Annotated in this window: 18 protein-coding genes; 11 read left to right on the top strand and 7 right to left on the bottom strand. The window is 40.1% G+C overall.

Annotation, left to right across the window (positions count from 1 at the left end; translation table 11 throughout):
* Positions 1-16: 16 nt before the first annotated feature.
* The gene (acnA, locus tag ABDW32_RS20875; RefSeq protein ID WP_343565773.1) at positions 17-2785 is read right to left on the bottom strand and encodes an aconitate hydratase AcnA; all 2769 of its coding nucleotides are present in this window, start codon (positions 2783-2785) and stop codon (positions 17-19) included.
* 341 nt (positions 2786-3126) lie between these two features.
* Here acnA and ABDW32_RS20870 point away from each other — a divergent pair, with 341 nt between their 5' ends.
* The 4 genes from ABDW32_RS20870 to ABDW32_RS20855 all read left to right on the top strand — a co-directional run bounded on the left by ABDW32_RS20870 (position 3127) and on the right by ABDW32_RS20855 (position 7121).
* Positions 3127-3681, top strand: coding sequence for a TlpA disulfide reductase family protein (locus ABDW32_RS20870; protein WP_343565772.1), 555 nt, complete (start codon positions 3127-3129; stop codon positions 3679-3681).
* Between the two features lie 112 nt (positions 3682-3793).
* A complete protein-coding gene (gene metA / locus ABDW32_RS20865; protein ID WP_343565771.1) occupies positions 3794-4738 on the top strand; it encodes a homoserine O-succinyltransferase in 945 nt (314 codons plus the stop codon).
* A 67-nt stretch (positions 4739-4805) separates the two neighbouring features.
* Positions 4806-5018, top strand: a complete 213-nt coding sequence (locus ABDW32_RS20860) for a hypothetical protein (RefSeq protein ID WP_343565770.1) — start codon at positions 4806-4808, stop codon at positions 5016-5018.
* Positions 5019-5117: 99 nt separating this feature from the next.
* The gene (locus tag ABDW32_RS20855; RefSeq protein ID WP_343565769.1) at positions 5118-7121 is read left to right on the top strand and encodes a M13 family metallopeptidase; all 2004 of its coding nucleotides are present in this window, start codon (positions 5118-5120) and stop codon (positions 7119-7121) included.
* 65 nt (positions 7122-7186) lie between these two features.
* On the opposite strand, the gene ABDW32_RS20850 is transcribed toward ABDW32_RS20855, so the two are convergent.
* The 6 genes from ABDW32_RS20850 to ABDW32_RS20825 all read right to left on the bottom strand — a co-directional run bounded on the left by ABDW32_RS20850 (position 7187) and on the right by ABDW32_RS20825 (position 12657).
* Positions 7187-8404, bottom strand: a complete 1218-nt coding sequence (locus tag ABDW32_RS20850) for an MFS transporter (RefSeq protein WP_343565768.1) — start codon at positions 8402-8404, stop codon at positions 7187-7189.
* A gap of 155 nt (positions 8405-8559) precedes the next feature.
* Positions 8560-9519 (bottom strand): metallophosphatase, encoded by a 960-nt coding sequence (locus ABDW32_RS20845; protein WP_343565767.1) that lies wholly within the window; start codon positions 9517-9519, stop codon positions 8560-8562.
* The gene (locus ABDW32_RS20840) at positions 9497-10258 is read right to left on the bottom strand and encodes a 5'-nucleotidase (protein WP_343565766.1); all 762 of its coding nucleotides are present in this window, start codon (positions 10256-10258) and stop codon (positions 9497-9499) included. Before ABDW32_RS20840 ends, ABDW32_RS20845 begins: the two co-directional genes overlap by 23 nt.
* A 156-nt stretch (positions 10259-10414) precedes the next feature.
* On the bottom strand, positions 10415-11482 hold the full coding sequence (locus tag ABDW32_RS20835) for an EamA family transporter (RefSeq protein ID WP_343565765.1): 1068 nt from the start codon (positions 11480-11482) through the stop codon (positions 10415-10417).
* 17 nt (positions 11483-11499) lie between these two features.
* On the bottom strand, positions 11500-11973 hold the full coding sequence (locus ABDW32_RS20830; RefSeq protein ID WP_104381980.1) for an Lrp/AsnC family transcriptional regulator: 474 nt from the start codon (positions 11971-11973) through the stop codon (positions 11500-11502).
* A 180-nt stretch (positions 11974-12153) separates the two neighbouring features.
* On the bottom strand, positions 12154-12657 hold the full coding sequence (locus tag ABDW32_RS20825; RefSeq protein WP_343565764.1) for an FUSC family protein: 504 nt from the start codon (positions 12655-12657) through the stop codon (positions 12154-12156).
* 213 nt (positions 12658-12870) lie between these two features.
* Here ABDW32_RS20825 and ABDW32_RS20820 point away from each other — a divergent pair, with 213 nt between their 5' ends.
* The 7 genes from ABDW32_RS20820 (at position 12871) to ABDW32_RS20790 (ending at position 24366) form a co-directional block, all read left to right on the top strand.
* On the top strand, positions 12871-15792 hold the full coding sequence (locus ABDW32_RS20820; RefSeq protein ID WP_343565763.1) for an FAD-linked oxidase C-terminal domain-containing protein: 2922 nt from the start codon (positions 12871-12873) through the stop codon (positions 15790-15792).
* Positions 15793-15885: 93 nt separating this feature from the next.
* Positions 15886-16536 carry a hypothetical protein gene (locus tag ABDW32_RS20815; RefSeq protein ID WP_343565762.1) on the top strand — a complete coding sequence of 217 codons (651 nt, stop codon included), beginning with the start codon at positions 15886-15888 and terminating at the stop codon, positions 16534-16536.
* Positions 16537-16790: 254 nt separating this feature from the next.
* Positions 16791-18005 carry a DUF763 domain-containing protein gene (locus ABDW32_RS20810; RefSeq protein ID WP_343565761.1) on the top strand — a complete coding sequence of 405 codons (1215 nt, stop codon included), beginning with the start codon at positions 16791-16793 and terminating at the stop codon, positions 18003-18005.
* An 83-nt stretch (positions 18006-18088) separates the two neighbouring features.
* Positions 18089-18490: a hypothetical protein gene (locus ABDW32_RS20805; protein WP_343565760.1), complete on the top strand. Its 402-nt coding sequence runs from the start codon at positions 18089-18091 to the stop codon at positions 18488-18490.
* A 174-nt stretch (positions 18491-18664) separates the two neighbouring features.
* A complete protein-coding gene (locus tag ABDW32_RS20800) occupies positions 18665-19747 on the top strand; it encodes an efflux RND transporter periplasmic adaptor subunit (protein ID WP_343565759.1) in 1083 nt (360 codons plus the stop codon).
* Between the two features lie 22 nt (positions 19748-19769).
* A complete protein-coding gene (locus ABDW32_RS20795) occupies positions 19770-22934 on the top strand; it encodes an efflux RND transporter permease subunit (RefSeq protein WP_343565758.1) in 3165 nt (1054 codons plus the stop codon).
* Positions 22927-24366, top strand: a complete 1440-nt coding sequence (locus ABDW32_RS20790; RefSeq protein WP_343565757.1) for an efflux transporter outer membrane subunit — start codon at positions 22927-22929, stop codon at positions 24364-24366. The genes ABDW32_RS20795 and ABDW32_RS20790 overlap by 8 nt, the downstream gene beginning before the upstream one ends.
* The last annotated feature ends 9 nt before the right edge of the window (positions 24367-24375 follow it).

Genomic DNA, 24375 nt, shown 5'->3' with positions numbered 1-24375 from the left:
CCAATTGGATTTGGTATTAATTATTTTTTAGATATTGCCTTAATACATATTGTAAAATGCCATCATTTTTAAAGTATTCGATTTCGATCGCCGAATCCAGTCTTGCCCTAACTTGAAATGTTGTTGTCTTCCCATTATGATGTACGGCTTTTACATCTAAAAGTTTATGCGGTATTAGCTCTTGGGCTAAGCCGGTGATGGTATAGACTTCAGTACCATCAAGTCCAAGTGTCTCTGCATTTTCCCCATTAATAAAGACTAGAGGTGCAATACCCATTCCGACAAGATTACTTCGATGTATGCGTTCAAAACTTTCGGCAATTACGGCACGTACACCAAGGAGAAAAGTCCCTTTGGCTGCCCAGTCACGGGATGAGCCCGATCCATATTCTTTTCCCGCTAAGACAATCAAAGGTGTACCTGTTTTGCGATATTCCATTGCTGTATCGTATACTGTTTTTACCTCATTCGTCGGGAAATACCTACTAAAACCCCCTTCCCGGTCGGTAATTTTATTTTTAATGCGCACGTTGGCGAAAGTGCCACGCATCATGACTTCATGATTACCGCGTCTGGAACCATAGGAGTTGAAGTCTTCTTTATTGACCTGGTGAGACTTGAGATATTTTCCAGCGGCAGTATCTTCTTTAAAAGATCCGGCAGGAGAAATATGGTCCGTTGTGACCGAGTCTCCCAAATAAAGTAGGACCCTTGCCTCTTGGATATCTTCAATAGGCTTTGGAACTGCCTTTATATTCTCAAAAAATGGAGATTCTTTGATATATGTCGATGTTTTATCCCATTGATAGTTCTGATCAAGATTGACTTCGAGATCTTGCCAATCTGTTGAGCCGTCAAAGATAATGTCGTATACCTCTTGGAAATCAGATTGTTTGACACATTCGTTGACTGTTTTCGTAATTTCTTCACGACTTGGCCAGATATCCTTCAAATAAACGGGTTGTCCATTCGGGTCATAATCCAGGGGATCTTCCATTAAATTAATATCCACGCGACCAACAAGGGCATAAGCAACAACCAGCATCGGTGACATTAGGAAATTCATTTTTACCTGTGGATGGACTCGTGCTTCGAAGTTTCTATTCCCTGACAATACTGAGGCGACAATCAATTCACCTTTCTCCACTGCTTCCGCAATTTGTGGTGGGAGTGGGCCTGAATTACCGATACAGGAGGTACATCCATAGCCTACTGTATGGAACCTGAGTGCGTCAAGATCTGCGCTCAGTCCCGATCGCTCAAGGTACTGTGTGACTACTTTTGAACCGGGTGCTAAGGAGGTCTTTACCCAGGACTTCGTTCGTAATCCGCGTTCGATCGCATTTCTGGCCAATAGACCAGCGCCTATCATAACTGTTGGGTTTGAGGTATTCGTACAGCTTGTAATTGCAGCAATAGCAATACTACCGTCACTAACAATATATTCCTTGTTATTGTGTTTTATTCTTACTGCGTGTATGGACTCTGAAATAACCTGATTTGGTGAGGCGTGTTCAACAGGCACTTTCCCAAAAGTAAATTCGGTGCCTGATCCGCCATCTGCCAACCAGGCCGATTCGGAACGTTGTGGTATCGGGATGTATTGTCTATGGTGTTCACTATCGAGTAGTTGCGAAAACTTGCTGTTTAAATCCCTAACCAAAATTTTGTCTTGTGGACGTTTGGGGCCTGAAACTGTGGGCTCAAGTGTGCTTAGATTGAATTCAACCACGGAGGAATATAAGATCTGTTCTTTTCCTGTCCGCCAGAGTAGATTTTGTTTACAGTACTCTTCTACAATTTTGATTTCCTGTTCGGTCCTATTGGTGCTATGCATGTATTCCAGTGTGCGGTCGTCTATTGGAAAATAGGTGACCGTACAGCCGAATTCAGGCGACATATTGGAGATGGTGGCCCGATCTGTGACCGATAGTGTATCTAGTCCGTCTCCAAAGACTTCAACAAATTTTCCAACTACACCTGTATCTCTTAGAATTTTTGTGATGGAAAGAACCATATCCGTAGCTGTACACATCTCGGGAATACTACCCGTGAGCTTAAGTCCGATAACCTCCGGACAAGTAAAGAAGATGGGTTGTCCCAGCATCGCTGCTTCAGCTTCGATACCGCCAACGCCCCAACCCAGGACACCGATACCATTGACCATTGGGGTGTGGGAGTCCGTGCCCACTAAGGTATCTGGAAATAACCAGTTGTCGCGAGAAATTACACCTTTAGCGAGATATTCTAGATTTACCTGATGGCAAATCCCCATTCCGGGAGGTACAACAGTGAAATTTTTTAAACCTTTTTGGGCCCATTTTAGAAGCTCATACCGTTCACGGTTGCGCTCATATTCCAATGTTACATTTTTGTCGTACGAATATTCGGTACCAAAATAATCTACCTGTACGGAATGGTCAATAACCAGATCAACTGGGATCGCTGGGTTAATTTTTTGACCATCCTTACCATGTCGAACAAACTCGGCCCGTAGAGAGGCCATATCAACCACTGCAGGGACACCGGTAAAGTCCTGCATGAGGATACGTGCTGGTTTAAATGGAATATCCTTATCTGCAGGCTGAGGAGACCAGTTGATTAGTGTGCTGATATGCTCATCCGTGATACTAAATCCATCATGATTACGTAATACATTTTCGAGAAGAATTCGGATACTGAATGGTAGGTGTTTGATATCACCCTCCGGTAGATTGTTGAGGGAACTATACTGATAAACTTTTCCATCGATCTCGATTTCCTGAATTGATTTTTCCTTGCTCATATTGATGTGCTTATTATATAGTATATAATAAGCTTATTTGTTAATTTGTTTGTAATAACTTTTACATAATTATTTCTTGGAGCGTAGAGCTTCTAAACTATTTGGTCCAAAGTTGAATTGTTTATCGTTGTATATTGGACTTTTACCATGCTAAGGTTTGATTTTGAGAATAAAGGACGGATTAGCATATGGCGCACGATAGGGTAGTTGATCAATCACATATAAAGTTATTGTGTTAATGGGCTACAAAGGCCCAATTTTATTTTGGTCTACATACGACTGAGTACAATGAAACGGCACAAAGAACGTTTAAGGTAAAGTTAAGTTATAAAGAGAGTCCAATGTTTAAAATAAAATCATCCAGAATTACGACCTTAAGTTTACTCAGTACTTTACTAATTACTTGTTCGTGTTTAGCTTATGTACATGCTAATGAACAGAAGGGAAAGGGATTCTTGTTGCTTAAGAATGAGCCCGCCATTTCCGTTGAAGATGTCAGTTTTAGGGATAGCAAAGGGGAAGTTGTTTCGTTACGACAGCTCAAAGGTAAAGTTGTTTTGATCAATTTTTGGGCGACATGGTGTTCACCTTGTTTAGCGGAAATGCCATCTTTGGACAAACTATATAAAGATTTCCGCGGGAATAGCCGCATAATATTTTTGTCAGTGGACGTCGATGGTAACTTGAAGTCTTCGGAGAAGTTTTTAAAGAAAAGAAAATATAGCCTTCCGGTTTATCAGTTAAACTCCACACTTCCAAAAGATCTTCGTACGACGAGTATCCCCACAACCATCATTATTGATAAAGGAGGCAAATTGGTCAATAAGCACGTGGGCGGGATGAATTTTGGTTCGGCGAAGTTTCAAAAGGCCCTAAGGCAATTAACGGAAGAATAATCTGCAGGCAAAAAGCTACGATTTGGTTCAAACTTAAATTTGCGGATTCATTTAGTATTCTGCCATTTTCTTGTTAATTTTGCATGCTAATTGTATAAGGAGAAATTTATATATGCCAGTCAAACTTCCTAATAACCTACCTGCGATAGAGCTTTTAAAAAAGGAGAATATCTTTGTCATGAGTGATCTACGAGCGAATGAGCAGGATATTAGACCATTACGTGTTTTGGTTCTCAATTTGATGCCACTTAAGATTACGACAGAGACCGATTTTATCCGCTTACTTTCCAATAATCCTTTGCAAGTGGAGATGGAGTTTCTTCGATTGGAAACGCATGTTTCAAAAAATACGCCCGAGGAACACTTAGAGATGTTTTATAAAAGTCTAAGTGAGGTGAAGGAAAACTTTTATGATGGTATGATCATCACAGGAGCTCCTGTCGAAATGGTCAGATTTGAAGAAGTGACTTATTGGAATGAAATCCAGACAATCTTTGACTGGGCAAGAACGCATGTAACCTCAAGTTTGTATATCTGTTGGGCGTCACAAGCCGCATTATATCATTTTTATGATGTAGAGAAAAAGCCTCTGGATGAAAAGCTTTTTGGTGTATTCAAACATACGGCTCTCGACAAAAGGCATCCGTTGTTTCGTGGATTTGACGATGAGTTTTTTATTCCCCATAGTCGGCATACAACCATTGAGAAAGACGATCTGCTTGCTAAAAATGAGGTAGAAATTCTTTCGGAATCTCCTGAGGCGGGTATTGCCATCGCGTCCTCCCGCGGTGGTCGTGAATTTTACCTGACTGGCCATTCTGAGTACGCTCCATTTACCCTGGATGAAGAATATAAGAGGGATTTAGAGAAAGGTCAGGCCATTCGTATGCCAGCGAACTACTATAGAGATGACAATCCAGAAAATCAACCTTTGGTGCGTTGGACGAGCCATGCTAACTTGTTATTTAATAATTGGCTCAACTATTTTGTGTATCAAGAAACACCTTTTGATCTAAAAGATGTCGTTCATCTGGGCGAGATTAGGCAAAAAGACTGAATACAAATTTTATCTTAAGCAAACAAAATATGCTGGCGGAGAATTCTATCTATATAAAGTAGATCATATGAAAAGAATGTTTTTACTGTTTTGTTTGCTGTTTTCCATAATTAAACTTCATGCAGAATTGCCGATTGAGGAAAATCAAAAGCTCAAGGAGGCTAACGGCACGTTGTGGTATGCCAACCCCTGGATTTGGCTGGGTGGAGTGGCACTCTTCCTAGTGATTTTTATTCTTCTGCTCCGTAAATCAACTCAAAACAAAACGCAGGATAGCTAGTATATCATATTTTGGTTGTCTGCGAAACTATGTTTTGTATGAGGCACAATAACAAAACTTTTCTTAAGTTTGTGTCGATACGAAACAAACTAAATTTATATGAAGAGAAATATACTTTTGGCTGCCTTGTTAGCATGTGGTTCTTTGGCTGGGCATGCGCAAAATAATGCAATCAATGTAAATTACATGGATAAAAGTGTTCGTCCGCAGGATGATTTCTACAATTTTGTGAATGGTCAATGGATGAAAACGGTTAAAATTCCGTCTGATAAGGCGCGCTGGGGCTCTTTTGATGAGTTGCGTGAAAACACAGACGTTGCTACGCTAAAAGTGTTGCAGGAATCGTTATCAGGCCAGTTTACAAAAGGAACAGATAACCAGAAAATAGGGGATTTATACCGGTCTTATGTAGATATGAAGACGCGCGATAAATTAGGATTAGAGCCCGTTCAACCCTATTTGACAAAAATTAATGCGATAAAGAATTTTGACGACCTTTATAAATACCTAGTAGAGGTAGCGCCTATCGGAGGAAACCCTTTCTTTGGTGGGTATGTATATGCGCATCTCAAAAATTCTAATATCAATACGGTTTATTTGGGTGGTGGGAGTCTGGGCTTAGGCCGTTCTTATTACCAAGTGAAGGATCAAAAGAATGAAGAGACATTAAAGGATTATTCAAATTATATTTCTGCTCTCTATGCCAAATCGGGACAACGTACAAGAGATCTAAAAGGTCCTAAAATTGTTGCATTTGAAAAAGAATTGGCCGCTAATCTAAAAACTGTCGAACAGTCGCGTGATGCAAACGGTCGCTATAATCCGGTTGCAGTTGCTGATTTGAAAAAGATGGTAAAAAACGTCGACATTGCTAAATATCTAAGCGATGTAGGATTCAAAGCAGATACTGTTATTGTTCCAGAATTAAAATACTATGAAAATTTAGATAAAATCTTCAATCCGGCGAATCTTCCGATTATTAAAGATATCTTGACATTTCATCTATTAAATACCGCTGCCTCGTATACAACTCAGGAATTAAATGACCTTTCTTTTGATTTCTGGGGACGGAAATTAAAAGGGCAAAAGGAACAGCGTGCATTGGATAAGCGAGGGGTGGAATTCGTCAACTCTATAGCCGGAGAACTTCTCGGTAAGTTATATGTAAAAGAGAATTTTCCACCAAAGGCCAAAGCTGATGCTGAAGAGCTGGTAAGTTACCTTGTAAAAGCATTTGGGCAGCATATCAATGGTCTAACATGGATGTCGGCAGATACCAAAGTGAAGGCGCTTGAAAAGTTGTCGAAGTTTAAAGTGAAGATCGGTTATCCAGACAAATGGAAGGATTATAGTAAACTCGATATCGGAACATCACTTTACGCAAATGTTCTATCATCTAGCAAGTGGGCTTTCTATGAGAACCTCGCAAAACAGGGTAAACCGGTTGATAAATCTGAGTGGGGAATGACACCACAGACTGTCAATGCCTATTATAGTCCGTTGTTTAACGAAATTGTATTCCCTGCAGCGATTCTTCAGCCACCATTCTATGATTATAAAGCAGATGCAGCCGTTAATTTTGGTGGAATAGGTGCAGTTATCGGGCATGAGTTATCTCATGGATTTGATGATCAGGGCGCAAAATACGATGGAAATGGAAATTTGAACAATTGGTGGACGGATAATGACAAGGCTAAATTTGAAGCGGCAGCGGATGCACTGGTCAAACAATTTGAAGCTTATGAACCTGTTCCGGGAGTTTTTGTAAATGGTCGTTTCACTCTAGGGGAGAATATCGGTGATTTGGGTGGTTCCTCGGTCGCCTTTGATGCACTACAACTGTACTTAAAAGACAAAGGAAATCCGGGTTTAATCGATGGATTTACACAGAATCAACGATTCTTCCTTTCTTGGGCGACTATTTGGAGAACAAAAACAACAGATGAGTTTGTTGTAAATCAGGTAAAAACGGATCCGCATTCACCGGCGCAATACCGAGCTTTTGCTCCAATTATCAATTTGGATGCATTCCATGCTGCTTGGGAAACGAAAGATGGTGATAAAATGTTTATCCCCACAGATAAACGTATTAAGATCTGGTAGGAAAATCCACCGATCTTATCTAAACAATAAAAGGGATATTTCAAACGAAATATCCCTTTTATTGTTTAACGCATCCATTTCAGCACAAGGTAAAAGCCGAGTCCAGTGAAGGACAATGTAATCGCTGTTGCCCACCAAAGTGTGGTAAAACCAAAGGAGTCAACAATGGACGTTCCGAGCAGTGGCGAAAATATATTTGCGGCCGAAAATGCCAGTGAGTTAAAGCCCATATAAGCACCTTGCGTTTTTGGGGTCGAACGATTGACAGATACGGTCGCCATAAAGGGCAATGTCAACATTTCACCGAGACCAAAAATAAAAAAAGTGAAATATAGCCAGCCAAGTCCACCAATGTAATTTAACATGGCATATGAAAGGGCGCATAAAATGGTGCCAAATACCAATGTACTGATCAGAGAGAACCTCTTTTCGGCGATATGGACGACAAACATCTCCAATAGAACGATCACAAAACCACTCCAACCTAGTAGAAATCCAATCTGATGGTCATCCAGGTGGTGTACTTCACGATAAAATATCGGTAAGGTTGTAATGAGCTGAAAAAAACAAAACGAGAAAATGCAGCAGAATATATTGAATAATACAAAGGGAATATCGGTATAAGGATTGCGACTTTGTGTTACGATCAAATTACTGTCTGCCAATGTTTCTTTTTTTGCTTTTACATCTGTTCTTTTTTGCCTTTTGTTAAAAAAAACAAAGAATATTACTGCAGCGCACATTACCGCAAAGGAATTCCCATAGAATATCCAGTTAAAAGAGATCGTTGCCAGAAAACCTGCAACAGCGGGACCGATTGAAAATCCCAGATTAATCGCTAAACGGTTAAGTGAAAATGCCCGGGTAATATTCTCTGGTTTGGCGTAACTGGCAACTGAAACTGAATTAGCAGGTCTAAATGTGTCAAAAATTAGACTCAGTGTAAAGATCATAATAGACAGCGATTGAACCTCCTTAAAAAAGGGGATCAATAAAAATAGAGGTGAAGCCAATACTAAACTACCAAATTGTACCTTGAAGCTACCGATCCGATCTGTCAACCACCCTCCGATATAGGAGCCGCAAACTGAACCTATGCCATAGCTCATTAGGACAATTCCAACCTGTTTGATGTCAAAATGGAGGACCTGTGTCATATAGAGCCCCAGGAATGGAATGACCATACTTCCCATTCTGTTGATCAACATAACAACTGCCAAGAGCCATGCGGCCTGTGAAAGGCCTTTGAAGGAATCCAAGTATATGGATATGATTTTTTTCATGCAAATAATTTGCTTTTTAAAAGCTGGTCATTTATTATGAGCATTACCATTTTTCCACTATGGGTTGGTTTCGCTCACAAAAACTTCAACGGATTCTGTCAAAAAAATGCCAAATTGATGTGGTCAATTTGGCATTCTATTATAAATAGATAATATTATGCCAGATGCGATTCTGCTATTAAAGGGTTGACCTGATAGGTGCTTGCTACCATCTGTTTTTTGTCTGATCCTGGTTCCATAATGAAATCAATACGACCAAGATTAATGCCTGCAAAACCAACTTGGTTGACCACAGTTTTCGTCCCTTTTAAATTTGTGACCAAAGTTGGTTCATTCAGAAATGTATGGGTATGTCCGCCAATGATCAGGTCGATATCTGATGTTTTGGCTGCTAGAACCAGATCTGAAACTTTGTCATTCTCATATTGATAGCCGAGATGTGAAAGGCAGATAACAAGGTCGCATTTGTGTTTTTCTTTCAGGATTTTAACAATTTTGTTAGATATCTTGATTGGGTCTAGATACTTCATTCCCTTATAATTGTTGGGATCCACCAAACCTTCGATATCAACCCCCAGTCCAAATACACCTACTTTGATCCCTCCTTTATGAAATATCGTATAATCTTGGGTTTTCCCTTCAAGCACAGTACCTTTAAAATCATAGTTAGCAGTCAGAAATGGAAATCTGGCGTGATCTAAATATTTCACTAGTCCATCCAAGCCATTATCGAACTCATGGTTACCAAATGTACCGGCGTCATATCCTAATTTGGTCATCAGGTCTAATTCCAATTTTCCGCCAAAAAGATTGAAATAGGGAGTTCCCTGAAACATATCCCCTGCGTCCAATAAGAGTAGATTATTTTCTTCACTACGGATCTTATTGATCAGTGTGCTCCGGCGAGCTACACCACCCAAACCCTGATATTTACCCCCATCCATCGGAAAGGGCTCGATACGACTATGCACATCATTGGTATGTAAAATGGTCAATTTGATCTTTTTGCTTTTTGCAGCAGCTTGAAAAGGTAGTGAACCTAACGCAAATGCTGCAGAAAACCCACCGGCTTGCTTGATAAAGGTTCTCCGATTAATTGATTTTAATTCTTCCATCTAATTCTGCATTTACTTGTTTGCCTGCTTTTGTTAATTCACTTACATATGCTATTAAACCTTCGCGCATCCGTTGGGGATAGTTGGTTCTAGTGATCGATTGTGTCAATAGAGCGAGATTATCACCACCATTGGCCAGATAATCATAGGTAACGAGTTTGTAAGCTTTATTGTCATCTATTGTTTGTCCTTTGACTTTGATATCCTGTACCTTATTGCCTGTTATGGTTAAAGTCATACCTGCAATAGGCTGGCCATGGGTTGTCACGATATAGTCTGCAAGCTGGCGTATTTGGCTGCCTTTTAATTCAATAATCGTCAATGTATTTTCAAAGGGCATGACTTCAAAGATATGTCCTACTGTAATATTTCCGGCCTTGAGATCATTGCGAATTCCACCTTTTGTCGCAAAGGCAATGTCGGCGGGATTATGGGCATAATGGTCACTCATCCATAACAATGCTTCACAAAAGAAGTTACCCATTAATGTTTCAGGGGTCTTTTCTTTTGTCAGCGCCTTGTCGGCATGTCCGATAACGCGGTTCATTTCAGTTTCCATTTTTTGCTTGAAAGGCTCATAAATGGAAATGACAGTAGGGTCTGCTTGTACATCCTTGTTAATATGGTATTGTTGGAAATCCTTTCGTGTAGGGTGTAGTTGCTTCGAACAACCTGTGACCATCAAAAGCGAAATGACTCCAAAACTACCAATAAAGGCAATTTGCTTTGATATATTCATTATAGTTAGTTTAACCAAAATACTGCTGCAAAGTTAGCCAATTAAAAAGGAAGAAATCTTATTCCTTCCAGTCTAATTTTGCTAAAAAGATAAATACAATAAAAGCTTAACATAGATCTACGTTAAGCTTTATCATATAATTAGAAAAATAACAACCTAATGAACTAATTCTGCTTCGGGAAGATCATCTATAGTCGATTGACGGTCTTCACTCTTTGGCAAAGAATCGAATGTCTTTCCTTGCAGGATCTTTTTGTTTTTATTTTTAGTTGACAATTTGGTGCGGTAAGCCTTCCAGTTCATCAGTAAAACAGAGAACAAAATAACTGCCAAACCAACGATCTGTAAGGAAGTCACGGCATGTGAAGTGAAAAAATGACTTAATATTAACGCAATGATCGGATTTACATAAGCGTAGGTACTTACCTCCATCGCTGGGCGCACCTGCAACAGCCAAATATAGGAGCTAAATGCTAGGATGGAGCCAAATGTGATTAAATAACCTAAATTGAACCAGTCGACTGGAGCCACGCTGCTCAGTTCAAATGATGCATATTCACCTGTAAACAGGGCAGTAATATTAAATAGAATACCTGCAGTCACCATTTGCCAAGCCGTTTTGACCATAACATGTAAGTCTTCCTTTTCTTGGGTCTCTGATTTTTTAAAATATTTGGATACTAATGAGCCTACTGTCCAAGCAATAGAGCCTAATACTAAAATACATAAAGCGATAATCTTGAGTGTCCCATTCGCATTGTCATTAGATGACAGGATCTGTTCAGCAAACAACATCACAACGCCAACGAATCCAAGCAAAACACCGGCTACTGTTGTAATGCTGCTAAAATTTTCTTTCCATTTGGGTTTATCCAGTATAATAAACCAGATCGCTGCTGCTGCTGCAATAATTGCTGCCACCCCGCCAGAAACATATTGTTCGGCCCAGATGACGCCAGCCATATCGACAAATAGAAGTAGGAATCCAACGAAAGCAGCTTCCAATATGGAGCGTTTGTTAAAAAGTTTATACCCTTTTATGGCACAATAACTCATCAGGATGGCACTTGCGGTGACAAAACGAAATGATCCCAGTATAAATGGTGGAAAGCTATGCAATGCTTTTTCTATAAAGAAAAAGGTGGAGCCCCATACCACGTAAATTATAAAATAGGCAACCACAACCATAAGTGGATTAGCAGCTTTTTTGTGACCTTGCAACATATTAAACCTCCTTTCTATTATTCAGGTATAACAACCTGTTGATCTTCTTTAACCGTCTGAAGCACAATTGTGGTGCGCGTGGAAATTATTCCTTCTACTTTACTTAAGGTATTACGCATTAAATCCACTAAACCTGTCGAATCAGCGGTTCTTACTTTAATAAGATAACCATCATCTCCAGCGATATCGTGTACCTCCTGTACTTCTGGAATTTCAGCTAAGGCAAGGCCTACACGCTGCTCTCCAATAATATCATTCGCTTTGATGAAAATAAATGATAAAAGTTTTTGATCGACAGCAGCTGGATTGATTTTGGCGCTGTATTTTAAGATGACGTCTTTTTGTTCGAGCTTTTTAACGCGCTCCAGTATTGCTGACGGAGCCATGCCTAATTCTCTTGCAATATCAGCATTGTTAATACGCCCATTATCCTGCATTAAACGAAGGATTTTGTAATCTACTTGATCTAAATTATATTCTACTTTTGTCATTTCGACTGCAAAGGTAGATAAAAAAGTATAATATTCAAAATATTAGTGTTAATTATGAATATTATTCTGATTGTTTCATTTTAATGCTGAATTTTATTCTATTGATAAGAATGTTGGTTTTCTTTGTTTGTTTTAATTGACTTGTTGAGAGGATGTTGCAAAGCTTTACAATTTCAATGATCAACAATTATACCGATTTCTCAATTTAATAATGATATTCTGCGTGGATAGGATGACTCCTAAGCCGATCAAACAACCCACACATACACAGCCGAAGCGGTCAAGAGCTGCAAAATAGGAGCGACTTTCCTGTTCATGTAAATAAACAATAATCAGCGCTACCATCGAGGTGCGAGCCACGGCCATAATATTTAACGCTTTGCAGATAACCAAAGAGGCAAGCATGCCAATCATCATAGCGTAAAGCTGTGGAATTGGAATGAAATATAGACTGAGGCCTATGGCAGAGCCGATAAAATTGGATTTTGCACGGTCAATGGCAATTTTTTTTGACTCATTTTCCTGTGGAGATATGACCAATATAATTGAAATTAGGGTCCAGGAAACGGAGTATTCCGGAAAGGATACGAATAAGATGTAGCCAAGTAAAAACCCAACGAGTACCCGTATCGAATATATAATAAAATCTGAATGTAATGTGTATCGGAGGATAAGATTACGCATATAACGGAGAGGATGTTAATTCGTTAAACTGTGTTGATGTAGCAAAAATACGAGCAAATGAGGAAGATGCGAAATAAAATTCAAGTTTGTCACCTTTTGTGAGTGCGTTTTTATGCGTTTTAGATAAAGAAGTTGTGTGTTTCTTGCAAGTAAGCCTTTTCCCAAAGGAGAAATTTCACTAAATTTGTTTTCTACATTTAAAAATTATATCCAGTGAAAGATCAGAGTCAATTAGCCCTATTGGCAACTCAACTAAAAGGAGAGTTGTATTATACAGATGAAGCGTCACACCAAACGATGTTGTTTGCTTATTCGACGGATGCTTCGGTATACCAAGAGAAGCCCTTGGCTGTAGCTATTCCAGCAGGTATAGATGACATCAAGAAGCTGATTGATTTTGCTCGCACAAACCAAACGACACTAATTCCGCGAACGGCTGGCACCTCCTTGGCAGGACAGGTTGTTGGAAATGGTATTGTTATGGATATCTCCCGGTATTTTAATCGTATCCTCGAATTAAATGTGGAGGAGAAATGGGTGCGTGTGCAACCTGGTGTCATTCGTGACGATCTTAATAAGTTTCTTAAACCTTATGGGCTGATGTTTGGCCCAGAGACCTCTACAGCAAGTCGGGCTATGGTCGGAGGAATGATCGGTAATAATTCCTCAGGCCTCCATTCCATTGTATGGGGTGATACCCGTCATAATTTAATTTCAGCAAATGTAGTTTTAGATGATAAATCTGAGGTAAGTTTTGCTTCGCTGGATGAAGCGAGTTATTTCAAAAAGCTTTTACAAGCAGATCGTGAAGGAGATATCTACCGTCACATGAATAATTTGTTGACTGATCCTCAAAATTTGGCTGCGATTGAGGCGGGCTACCCCAAGCGTTCAATTACCCGACGAAATACAGGGTATGCCCTGGATATTTTGAGTGATCGTACGCAACCGTTTAATATGTGTAATCTTTTGGCAGGGTCAGAGGGAACTTTGGCGATTGTAACTGAAGCAAAGCTCCGCTTGATGGATTTACCGCCCCAGGAACTCGGACTGTTATGCGTGCATTTTGCTGATATGGTTGAATGTATGCATGGCAATGTAATTGCATTGAACCATAAACCTGAGGCCTCGGAATTGGTGGATAAGTATATCATGGATTTTACGGTTGGTCATCCTACTTATCAGTATAATCGTTTTTTTATAGAGGGTGATCCACAGGCATTATTAATTGTTGAGTTTAGAGGACATACGGTGGCTGAAACCGAAGCTAAAGCAATGGCTTTAAAGGCGGAGCTAATCGAAAAAGGATTGGGCTATGCTTATTCTTATATTACCGGAATTGAGCAAACCAATCTGGTTTGGGATGTTCGAAAAGCGGGGCTTGGTTTGATTCGTAATCTTCCGGGGGACAGCCAGCCCGTCAATTTAATCGAAGACTGCGCGGTTTCGCCGGAGGATCTACCTGAATATGTCAGCGATATTCAAAAATTATTGACTGAGGAGGGCGTACATGCATCTTATTACGCGCATGCGGGAGCGGGTGAGCTGCATATCGAACCTTTTGTCAATCTGAAATCAGAAGAAGGTAAGCGCACGTTCCGCTCCATATTGGAAAAAACAAGTGACCTTGTGTTAAAGTATAATGGATCATTGAGCGGGGAGCACGGTGATGGACGTTTGAGGGGAGAATTTATTGGTAAAGTGCTAGGAGAAAAGGTTTATAAACTTCTGGAGGAAGTAAAGATGATTTTCGACCCTTTTGGAGTTTTTAATGCAAATAAGATTGTCAACACTCCTCCAATGGATGCCCATTTGCGTTATGACAATGAAAAAAATAGAACGGATATAAAAACCTATTTTGATTTTTCCAAAGATGAATCCATTCTCCGTTTGGCTGAAAAATGTTCGGGCTCGGGTGATTGCCGGAAAACAGAAATTACCGGTGGGACGATGTGCCCATCTTTTATGGCGACACGGGATGAGAAGGACACGACGCGTGCACGCGCAAATATGTTGCGTCAATTTTTGACCAACTCCACGAAAAAAAACCGCTTTGACCATGAGGAAATCAAGGAAGTGATGGATCTATGTCTGAGCTGCAAGGGCTGTAAAACGGAATGCCCGTCGAGTGTGGATGTTGCCAAGATGAAAGCAGAGTTTTTACAGCATTATTACGATGAACATGGGGCCGGCTTTCGGACCAAATTGATCGCGAATTTTACGGATTCCCAAAAACTGGGATCACTCGTTGCTCCAATCTATAATTTTGTTGTGAAGAATGACTTTTTATCCGGTTTGGTAAAGAAAACCATAGGGTTTGCACCAAAGCGCTCACTTCCTACGGTGAATGGAATGACGTTGAGCCAATGGGTCAGGAAAAAGGCGATAGCACAACAGACTAAACGGAGGGTCTATCTATTCGCAGACGAGTTTACGGAATATAATGATGCTGAGATTGGTATTACAGCTTACAAGCTGTTGACGGCATTGGGCTATGAAGTGATTATTCCAAAACATGTACAAAGCGGACGGACATATCTCTCAAAAGGATTTGTGAAAGAAGCAAAAAAGATTGCAAATCAAAATATTGATTTTCTGAAAAATCTGATTACAGATGAAACGCCGTTGTTGGGTATTGAGCCATCAGGTATCATTACATTTAGAGATGAATATTTAAGCCTAGTTGATGAAAACCTGCGTGCCGATGCGCAGCGCATAGCTAAAAATGCACTTATGATAGATGAATTTCTGTTAGCGGAAATCGAAGCGGGGCGAATTCATCCGGAGCAGTTTACAACTGCAGAAAGAAAAATCAAACTGCATGGGCATTGCTATCAAAAAGCTTTTCATCTGGTAGGTATTACTCAGCAAGTTTTAGCTTTTCCATCCAATTATTCTGTTGATGTGATTCCATCGGGCTGCTGTGGTATGGCGGGGTCATTTGGTTACGAAGCCGAACACTATGATGTCTCGATGAAAGTGGCCGAACTGGTTTTATTACCAGCTGTACGTAATACGGATTCAGAGACTCTAATTGCTGCTGCAGGTACATCGTGCCGTCATCAGATTAAAGATGGTACCGGAAGAAAATCTTTCCACCCTGTTGAAATTTTATACGACGCTTTATTGAAATAAAATAAAAACATTGCGAATAGTTGTTTGTTATCAGTAATAATAGTAATATTAAGGAACAATATTTCAATGATTACTGACAATAAACAATTCACCATGTACAAAATTCAATCTATAGCCCTTCTTGCAACAGCTACGATAATGGTGGCTGCTTGTGGAAATTCCAATCAGAAGAAAGCTGATGGAAGCGATACTGCGACAGCTAACACAATCGAGCGGGTTCGCATCGAAAAACTAACGAACGGTACACCAGGGCCTGAAAAAAAGAATTTTTTTCTGCGTATTACCGACGAAGTTAAAACCGATTCAAGTCGCATTTATACAACTAAGTCAATTTATAATAAGGATACAGTAGGTGCTAAAATTGAAATTGTTGACTTTATCCCAGCAGGCATTATAGATGGTCAGCCAAGTGATGACGTGGGCTTTACGAAAGGGAAAATCAAAATTTCTAGCTTAGGAACACAATCGGATAACTTGGTTAAAGCTTTAGGTGAATTATTTCAAATGCCAACTACTGATGGCTTTACGAAAGACATTGTTCTACCAAATGTATTTTCGTCAAATAAAGTGAATGTTGATCTATCAAAGAAAACGGCCTATAGTTTCAAACTATTTTTAGAGAATAAGAAGGCGGAACCTGCGGAATTGTTTTTTAATGTGGATACCTATAAGCACTCGATTGAATTTTCCGAAAAAGATCCATCGTTCCGGGCTGGATTTCTATCGGCTTTGACAGGAAAGTAAATCTTTCTCCATTGATAACTGATAGCAAGCTGGGTTAAACAAGAAATATATTGAAAAAGAGAGATGGCTGTATAATCGAAGGATTATACAGCTTTTTTAATGTGAATTCTTTTGTTAGTCTAGTTCGTTGGTTGCAAGCTACTCATTTCTTTACGTACAAATAGAAAGACAGCTCCCAAGAGATATTCCTATGCTTGGAAATTTATAAGTGGAAAAAAACGTTATATTTGTGCTAATATATTTAGTTTTTATTTATGCGGCATTCAGGAACGGCGGATTTGCCATTACATTACGGAAAGGTACCCGCTTGGCTATATGAACGGATGAGTACGTTGGGCAAGTCTATTGTGGAAGTCATTCTTATGGATTATGGACAAGACGAAGTACTAAGGAGGTTGGCAGATCCATTTTGGTTCCAAAGCTTCGGAGCTGTACTCGGTATGGACTGGCATTCCTCAGGCATCACAACATCCGTTATGGGTGCTTTAAAACGAGCAATAAATCCGTATGCGGATACATTCGGCCTCTATATATGTGGCGGGAAGGGGAAATTTTCTAAGGACACGCCGAAGGAATTAGTCTATTTGGCAGATAAAACAGGTTTGGATGGTAATAAATTGATTCGAACGAGCAAACTAGTAGCAAAGGTTGATAATACGGCGATACAAGATGGCTATCAATTATACCTTCATAATTTTATTGTCAGCAAGGACGGTCATTGGGCTGTGGTACAACAGGGTATGCATCATCACGATGGAACTGCCCGTCGCTATCATTGGCATTCGGAGCAAGTGCGCTCTTTTATTGACGAACCACATGCAGGTATTGAGGGACGTTCGCAGGGAGTTATCCTCAACTTGACTGCTTCTGCTGCGGCCCCTAACCGAGCCGGTATTATGACTATCGTCAACGAAGATTATTCCCGTGCGTTAATTGATTTTAAAAAATTAGTCATGCCTTCCCATCATGATGTACGCGCTACAGATGTTGATCTCAAAAGGCTAGGAGCGATGTTATATGTTGCACGGGAAAATCAACCTCAGGATTTCGAGGAGCTTTTGTTGTTAAAAGGCATGGGACCGCGTACATTACAATCGTTGGCACTCGTCAGTGAGGTGATCCATGGCGCTCCAGCGCGATTTGAAGATCCTGCGCGCTTTTCTTTTGCCCATGGTGGAAAGGATGGTCATCCATTTCCCGTTCCTTTGGATATTTACGATCAAAGTATTCAAATTTTACAGAAAGGTATCGAAAAGTCAAAACTAGGGAATAATGACAAATTAAAATCTTTGCATAAACTCCATCAGATCATATTGCAGGCTGAGGATAATTTTACGCCACAGTTTGATATTCAGCAGGTCATCGTAGAAGAACGTAGAGATTCTTGGAAGTACAATGGCCGAACCGTATTTGGCCAGGCAAAAGCTCCAAAGGATGCTAACATAGGTCAACAGTTGTCACTTTTTTAAGCATATTGTCGGATTGTAATCATTTTGTTAAAATGTGTTAAACCTTATTAAAATTATTTCTACGCTAGTATATTTGCCCTCGAATGAAAGCAGTTATTACAATTCTATGTTTTATAGGGTTCCTATTAATTAGGAGCGGTAATAGCCATGCTGTGCTGAACGAATCTGATCGACCTACGGTCAGTTTTATGTACCAGTATAATGATGCCAACACGAAGGACAGGCTTAATTTCCTAAGTTGCCACATCGATCCTTTAATCGCTGGAGGCATACACAATGAAAATCCGGTTATTGAAGAGTTTAACAGTGAGAATTTTCAGTTGACCAAAGACCTCGAAGCAGCATCTAATTTTGTCGCTTTATTGTTCTGTGCGGTTGTACTTTTTATCTTCGTATTTCGTTTTGCAAAGAAAATTCCTTTTTGCAATTTCGTTGCTTATTTACATCCCCAAAGATATATTCTCCAACAAAACTGGAGAATTTAATAGCCAATTTCCAGAAAGAACTTAACCTTATTCTTGTATTTCCATATTGATTGGATTTTCATTTACCTATAAGTGAATCCCGCATTTGGACATTACTGCAAGCTAGGGATTAGGCTATTTCAACTCCCATATCAAACAAAACAATCAAACTTATTTTTAATTAGACGCTTACAAATGAAAAGAGTATTTATGCTCATTAATTTGGCTATGGTATTATGCCAAATTGGGTGTACTTCCAAGAAGGAAGAGAAGGAAGAGAAAGAGAAATTTAATGTTACTTCTCCCGTACAAATAGACACAACCATTCGTAAAGATTTCGTATCTCAGATTAAATCTTTCCGTAATATCGAATTACGTGCACAGGAGAAAGGATATCTGGAACAAATTTTTGTTGATGAGGGACAGTTTGTACGCAAAGGGCAACTCCTGTTTCGTATTATGCCCAAAATGTATGAAGCAGAGTTTAGAAAGTCCATGGCCGAAGTTAATGTAGCTGAGATCGAAGTGCAGAACACAAAGAGCTTGGCGGACAAAAATGTGGTTTCGCCGAATGAGCTTGCCATGGCAAAAGCTAAGTTAGAACAGGCGAAAGCGGCTTCAGCTATTGCCAAACTCCACCTTTCTTTTACCGAGATCAGGGCACCATTCGATGGTACAATTGACCGAATCCCCTTAAAATTAGGAAGCTTGGTCGATGAAGGAGAGTTATTGACAAGCCTTTCCGATAATAGTCAGATGTTGGTGTACTTCAATGTGTCGGAACCAGAGTACCTGAATTATCAGACAAATGTCAGCAAACGCGGAGATACCCATGTTGGATTATTGCTTGCCAATAACGAATTGTTCCAAGAACATGGTGTGGTTGAAACCATAGAAAGTGAATTTGACAGTGAGACGGGCAACATTGCCTTTAGGGCGAGATTTCCAAATCCCAATCGATTATTGAAACATGGTGAAAGTGGTAAAGTCGTGATGAATTTTCCATTGAAACAAGCATTGATCATACCGCAAAAAGCAACCTATGAGTTGCAGGATCGGAAATACGTTTATGTAATAGACAAAGACGGCAAGCTAAAGGCCCGCTATATCACGATCGGTAATTCCTTGCCAGATCTTTATATTGTCACAAGTGGACTTCAAAAAGACGACAAATTCTTATTGGATGGCATACAGAAAGTGAAAGAGGATGAAAAAATCAACTATAGTTTCGTTCAGCCCAGAGAGGCTATCTCTAATTTGAAGTTAAAAACAGAATAAATTCCCTTACTCTTAAATTACTATGTTTAGTCGTTTTATAAATAGACCTGTACTTTCGATTGTCATTTCATTGATCATTGTGTTTTTGGGGGTTCTTTCAATGGTACAACTTCCAGTAACTCAGTTTCCGTCCATATCGCCACCTAAAGTAAATATTACAGCAGAATATCCTGGTGCAAATGGAGAGCTGATGATAAAATCGGTGATCATTCCACTTGAACGCGCCATAAATGGTGTTCCGGGAATGAAATACATGGCGTCAGATGCCGGTAATGACGGTGAAGCCAGTATACAGGTCGTATTCAATTTGGGTACAGATCCAAATCAAGCCTCTTTGAATGTGCAGAACCGTGTTGCTTCTGTGGTCAATAAGCTTCCGCCCATCGTTGTACGCGAGGGTGTTAAAATTACCAGAGAAGAGTCCAACATGTTGATGTATATCAATCTCTATAGCAAGGATAAAGATCTGAATGGAAATTTTATGTACAACTTTGCTGATATGAATATTGTTTCGGAACTACGACGTGTAGACGGAGTTGGTGTGGCAAATATTCTTGGAACAAGGGAACTAGCCATGCGGATCTGGCTAAAACCCGATCGCATGACAGCTTATAAAATTTCAGCTGAGGAGGTGATGAAAGCGCTTTCCGAACAGAGTTTGGAAGCATCTCCAGGTAAGGCTGGGGAATCATCGGGTATTACTTCTCAATCTTTTGAATACGTACTGAAATATCCGGGACGTTTCACAACAACAGAAGGTTATGGCAATATCGTACTACGGACAAATGCAAACGGCGAAATGCTGCGCTTGAAAGATGTGGCCGATATCAAATTTGGTTCAGCTATGTACGATATCTATTCGACCCTAAATGGAAAACCTTCTGCTGCAATCGTTCTGAAACAATCTTATGGCAGTAATGCTTCTCAGGTAATTCAGGACGTTAAGGATAAGATGAAAGAACTGAAACGTTCTTTTCCAAAGGGACTTGATTATGAAATCAGTTACGATGTTTCTAAATTTTTAGATGCTTCTATGGAAAAGGTTATCCATACCTTGGTTGAAGCTTTTATTTTAGTTGCTATTGTCGTTTTCCTATTCTTGGGCGATTGGCGTTCTACCCTGATTCCGACTATTGCAGTACCGGTTTCCTTAGTAGGGTCATTTCTTTTTATGCAATTTTTTGGGATCACAATTAACCTGATTACTTTGTTTGCTCTGGTACTGGCAATTGGTGTTGTGGTCGATGATGCCATTGTTGTCATTGAGGCCGTTCACGCCAAGATGGAGGAGTTACATATTTCTGCTTATAAGGCAACAAAAAAAGCGATGCATGAAATCAGTGGGGCTATTATTGCGATCACATTCCTAATGGCGGCCGTATTTATACCAGTGGCCTTTATGTCGGGGCCTGTCGGTATATTCTATCGTCAGTTCTCGATCACCATGGCTACATCTATTATCCTTTCCGGTGTAGTTGCGTTGACGCTGACACCAGCGTTGTGTGCGATTATGCTTAAGAACAATCATGGAAAACCTCGTAAGAAATCCATCGTAGACAAATTTTTGGATGCATTCAATAGATTGTTTGATAAGATGTCCAATAAATATGTTTTCTTACTGAAAGGTATCGTGGACAAGCGTTTCTTTACTTTTTTGGTATTGATCGGATTCTGTATTGGCGCCTACTTTTTAAATAATGCCGTGCCAGCAGGCTTTATCCCAAATGAGGATCAGGGGATGATTTATGCCATTATTCAAACGCCACCGGGATCGACTTTGGAACGGACAAATTTGGCCGCTCAGACTTTGCAGAAGGAAGCAGAGAACATCGATGGCGTACAATCTGTTTCTTCATTGGCCGGTTATGAAATATTGACAGAGGGAACCGGGGCGAATACCGGGACCTGCCTAATCAATTTAAAAAGTTGGGAAGAGCGTAAAGAATCGGCACAGGAAATTATCGAACAGCTAGAAAATGCGGCGAAAAATATCCCTGGCGCTTCCATTGAATTTTTCCAGCCGCCGGCAGTACCGGGCTATGGTGCAGCGGGAGGATTTGAGTTGCGGCTTTTGGACAAAGCGGGTTCGGGTGACTATAAGAAAATGGAAACGGTAAGTAAGGATTTTGTCCGTGAATTGAATAAACGGCCTGAGCTATCTTCTGTATTTACATTTTACAGTGCTAGTTTCCCGCAATACATGCTTCATATCGACAACGATATGGCGCAATTAAAAGGTGTTACAATTGAAAATGCCCTGAATACACTTTCTACGTTAGTGGGCAGTAATTATGAAACCAACTTTATTAAATATGACCGACAATACAAGGTCATGGTGCAAGCATTACCACAATATAGAGCTCTTCCAGAAGATATCCTGAAATTATATGTGAAAAATGACAAAGATGAGATGGTGCCTTTCTCAGCATTTATGCATATGGAAAAGGTATACGGACTATCTGAGATCACACGGCATAATATGTATATGGCCTCTGAAATTTCTGGTTCTGCAGCCCCTGGATATAGCAGTGGCGAGGCTATTGAGGTGGTCAATGCGGTAGCAGCAAAAACTCTGCCCCAGGGTTATGGTATTGATTGGGCTGGTATTTCCAAAGATCAGGTAGGACGTGGCAATCAGGCCATCTATATCTTTTTGATCTGTTTAGGTTTTGTCTATCTTATTCTTTCCGCGCAGTACGAAAGCTTTATCATGCCGTTTGCTGTTCTCTTATCATTGCCAATTGGGATTTTTGGAGCCTTTTTCCTGCTCAAAGTTCTTGGACTGGAAAACAACATCTATGCGCAGGTGGCACTCGTCATGCTCATTGGATTATTGGGTAAGAATGCTGTCTTAATTGTTGAATTTGCCACACAGCGGCATGCACAGGGACTCAGTATCATTGAAGCAGCTTTGGAAGGAGCCAAGGTGAGGTTTAGACCTATCTTAATGACATCATTTGCGTTTATTGCAGGTTTGATTCCCTTGGTAATGGCTTCTGGACCAGGAGCGATCGGTAACCGAACTATTGGTACTGCCGCGGCAGGTGGGATGTTGTTTGGAACTGTCTTTGGTATCCTTGTGATACCCGGCCTCTACTTTATTTTTGGAACAATTGCTTCCAAACGTAAGCTTATCAAACATGAAGATGAAAATCCGTTAACTGAAGAAATCGACAACAATGGCTAGTCAAAGAAATAAATATTGGGTAATAGGGGCTTTGCTGTCTGCAGCGATGACCGGCTGTAAGGTTCCTAAGGCGACCCAGATTCAAGAAAATAAATTGGTTCCACAACAATTTTCCGAAACTGTTGTACAGGATACAACGAATTCGGCTAATATAAAATGGCGAGATTTTTTTAGTGACCCTAATTTAATTGCTTTAATTGATACGGCATTAAAAAATAATCAAGAGCTAAATGTAACTTTACAAGAATTGGCCATCGCCAAAAATGATATCTTATTGCGAAAAGGTGCACTTAAGCCTAGTGTCGGATTACGAGCTGGTGGAGGAGTGGAAAAGGTGGGACGCTATACCAGCCAGGGAGCAGGGGATGCCAGTACGGAGATCGAGCCGGGTAAGGAAATGCCAGACCCTCTCGGTGATCTAACGATAGGTGCCTATGCAAGCTGGGAAATTGATGTCTGGAAAAAGTTAAAAGATTCCGAGCAGGCCGCCTTAAATAGATATCTTGCTACGGTGGAAGGTAAAAACTTTGTGCTGAGCAGTCTTATCGCTGAGATCGCTAGATCTTACTATGAATTGTTGGCCTTGGATAACCAGCTAGCGATTATCAAACAGAATATTGAATTGCAGGACAATGCGCTGGAGGTCATAAAATTGCAAAAACAAGCTGCCCGTGTAACAGAACTTGCGGTCCAAAAATTTCAAGCGGAAGTATTAAAGACCAAAGGAATGGAGTTTGAGACGCGTCAGCAGATTAAGGAAACTGAAAACCGTATTAATTTTCTTATGGGACGTTTTCCGCAAGCGATCAAGCGAGATAAAAACAGTTTCGTGAATATGGTGCCCGCTAAAGTACAGACAGGAATACCCAGTCAACTGCTGAGCAATAGACCTGATATCCGCGCCGCTGAATATGAGCTGGCGGCAGCAAAATTGGACGTACAGATTGCCCGGAAAGAATTTTATCCTTCACTAGAAATATCAGCGGCACTGGGCTTACAGGCTTTTAAGCCATCTTACTTGTTTAAAATGCCCGAATCGATGTTGTACAATATAATAGGGGAGTTGGCAGCTCCATTGTTAAACAAAAATGGATTAAAAGCGGAATTCAATACTGCAAATGCCAAACAGATACAAGCGGTTTATAATTATGAAAAAGCAATTTTAAATGCTTATCTGGAAGTATCTACGCAATTATCCAATATCGAAAACCTCGGCAAGAGTTATGATTTCAAGAATAGGGAAGTTGAGGTACTCAATAATTCTGTGGCTGTGTCAGATGATTTGTTTAAGTCGGCACGTGCTGATTATATGGAAGTACTGATGACTCAACGTGATGTATTGGATTCAAAACTAGAATTGATAGAAACCAAGAAACAGCAGCTTAATGCGGTTGTTAATATCTACAAAGATTTGGGAGGAGGCTGGAAATAAGTTGTTTGT

The sequence above is a fragment of the Sphingobacterium sp. genome (assembly GCF_039596235.1).
GTDB lineage: Bacteria > Bacteroidota > Bacteroidia > Sphingobacteriales > Sphingobacteriaceae > Sphingobacterium.
Note: the sequence above shows the minus strand (reverse complement) of the source record. Positions and strands in the feature narration are given on the sequence as shown.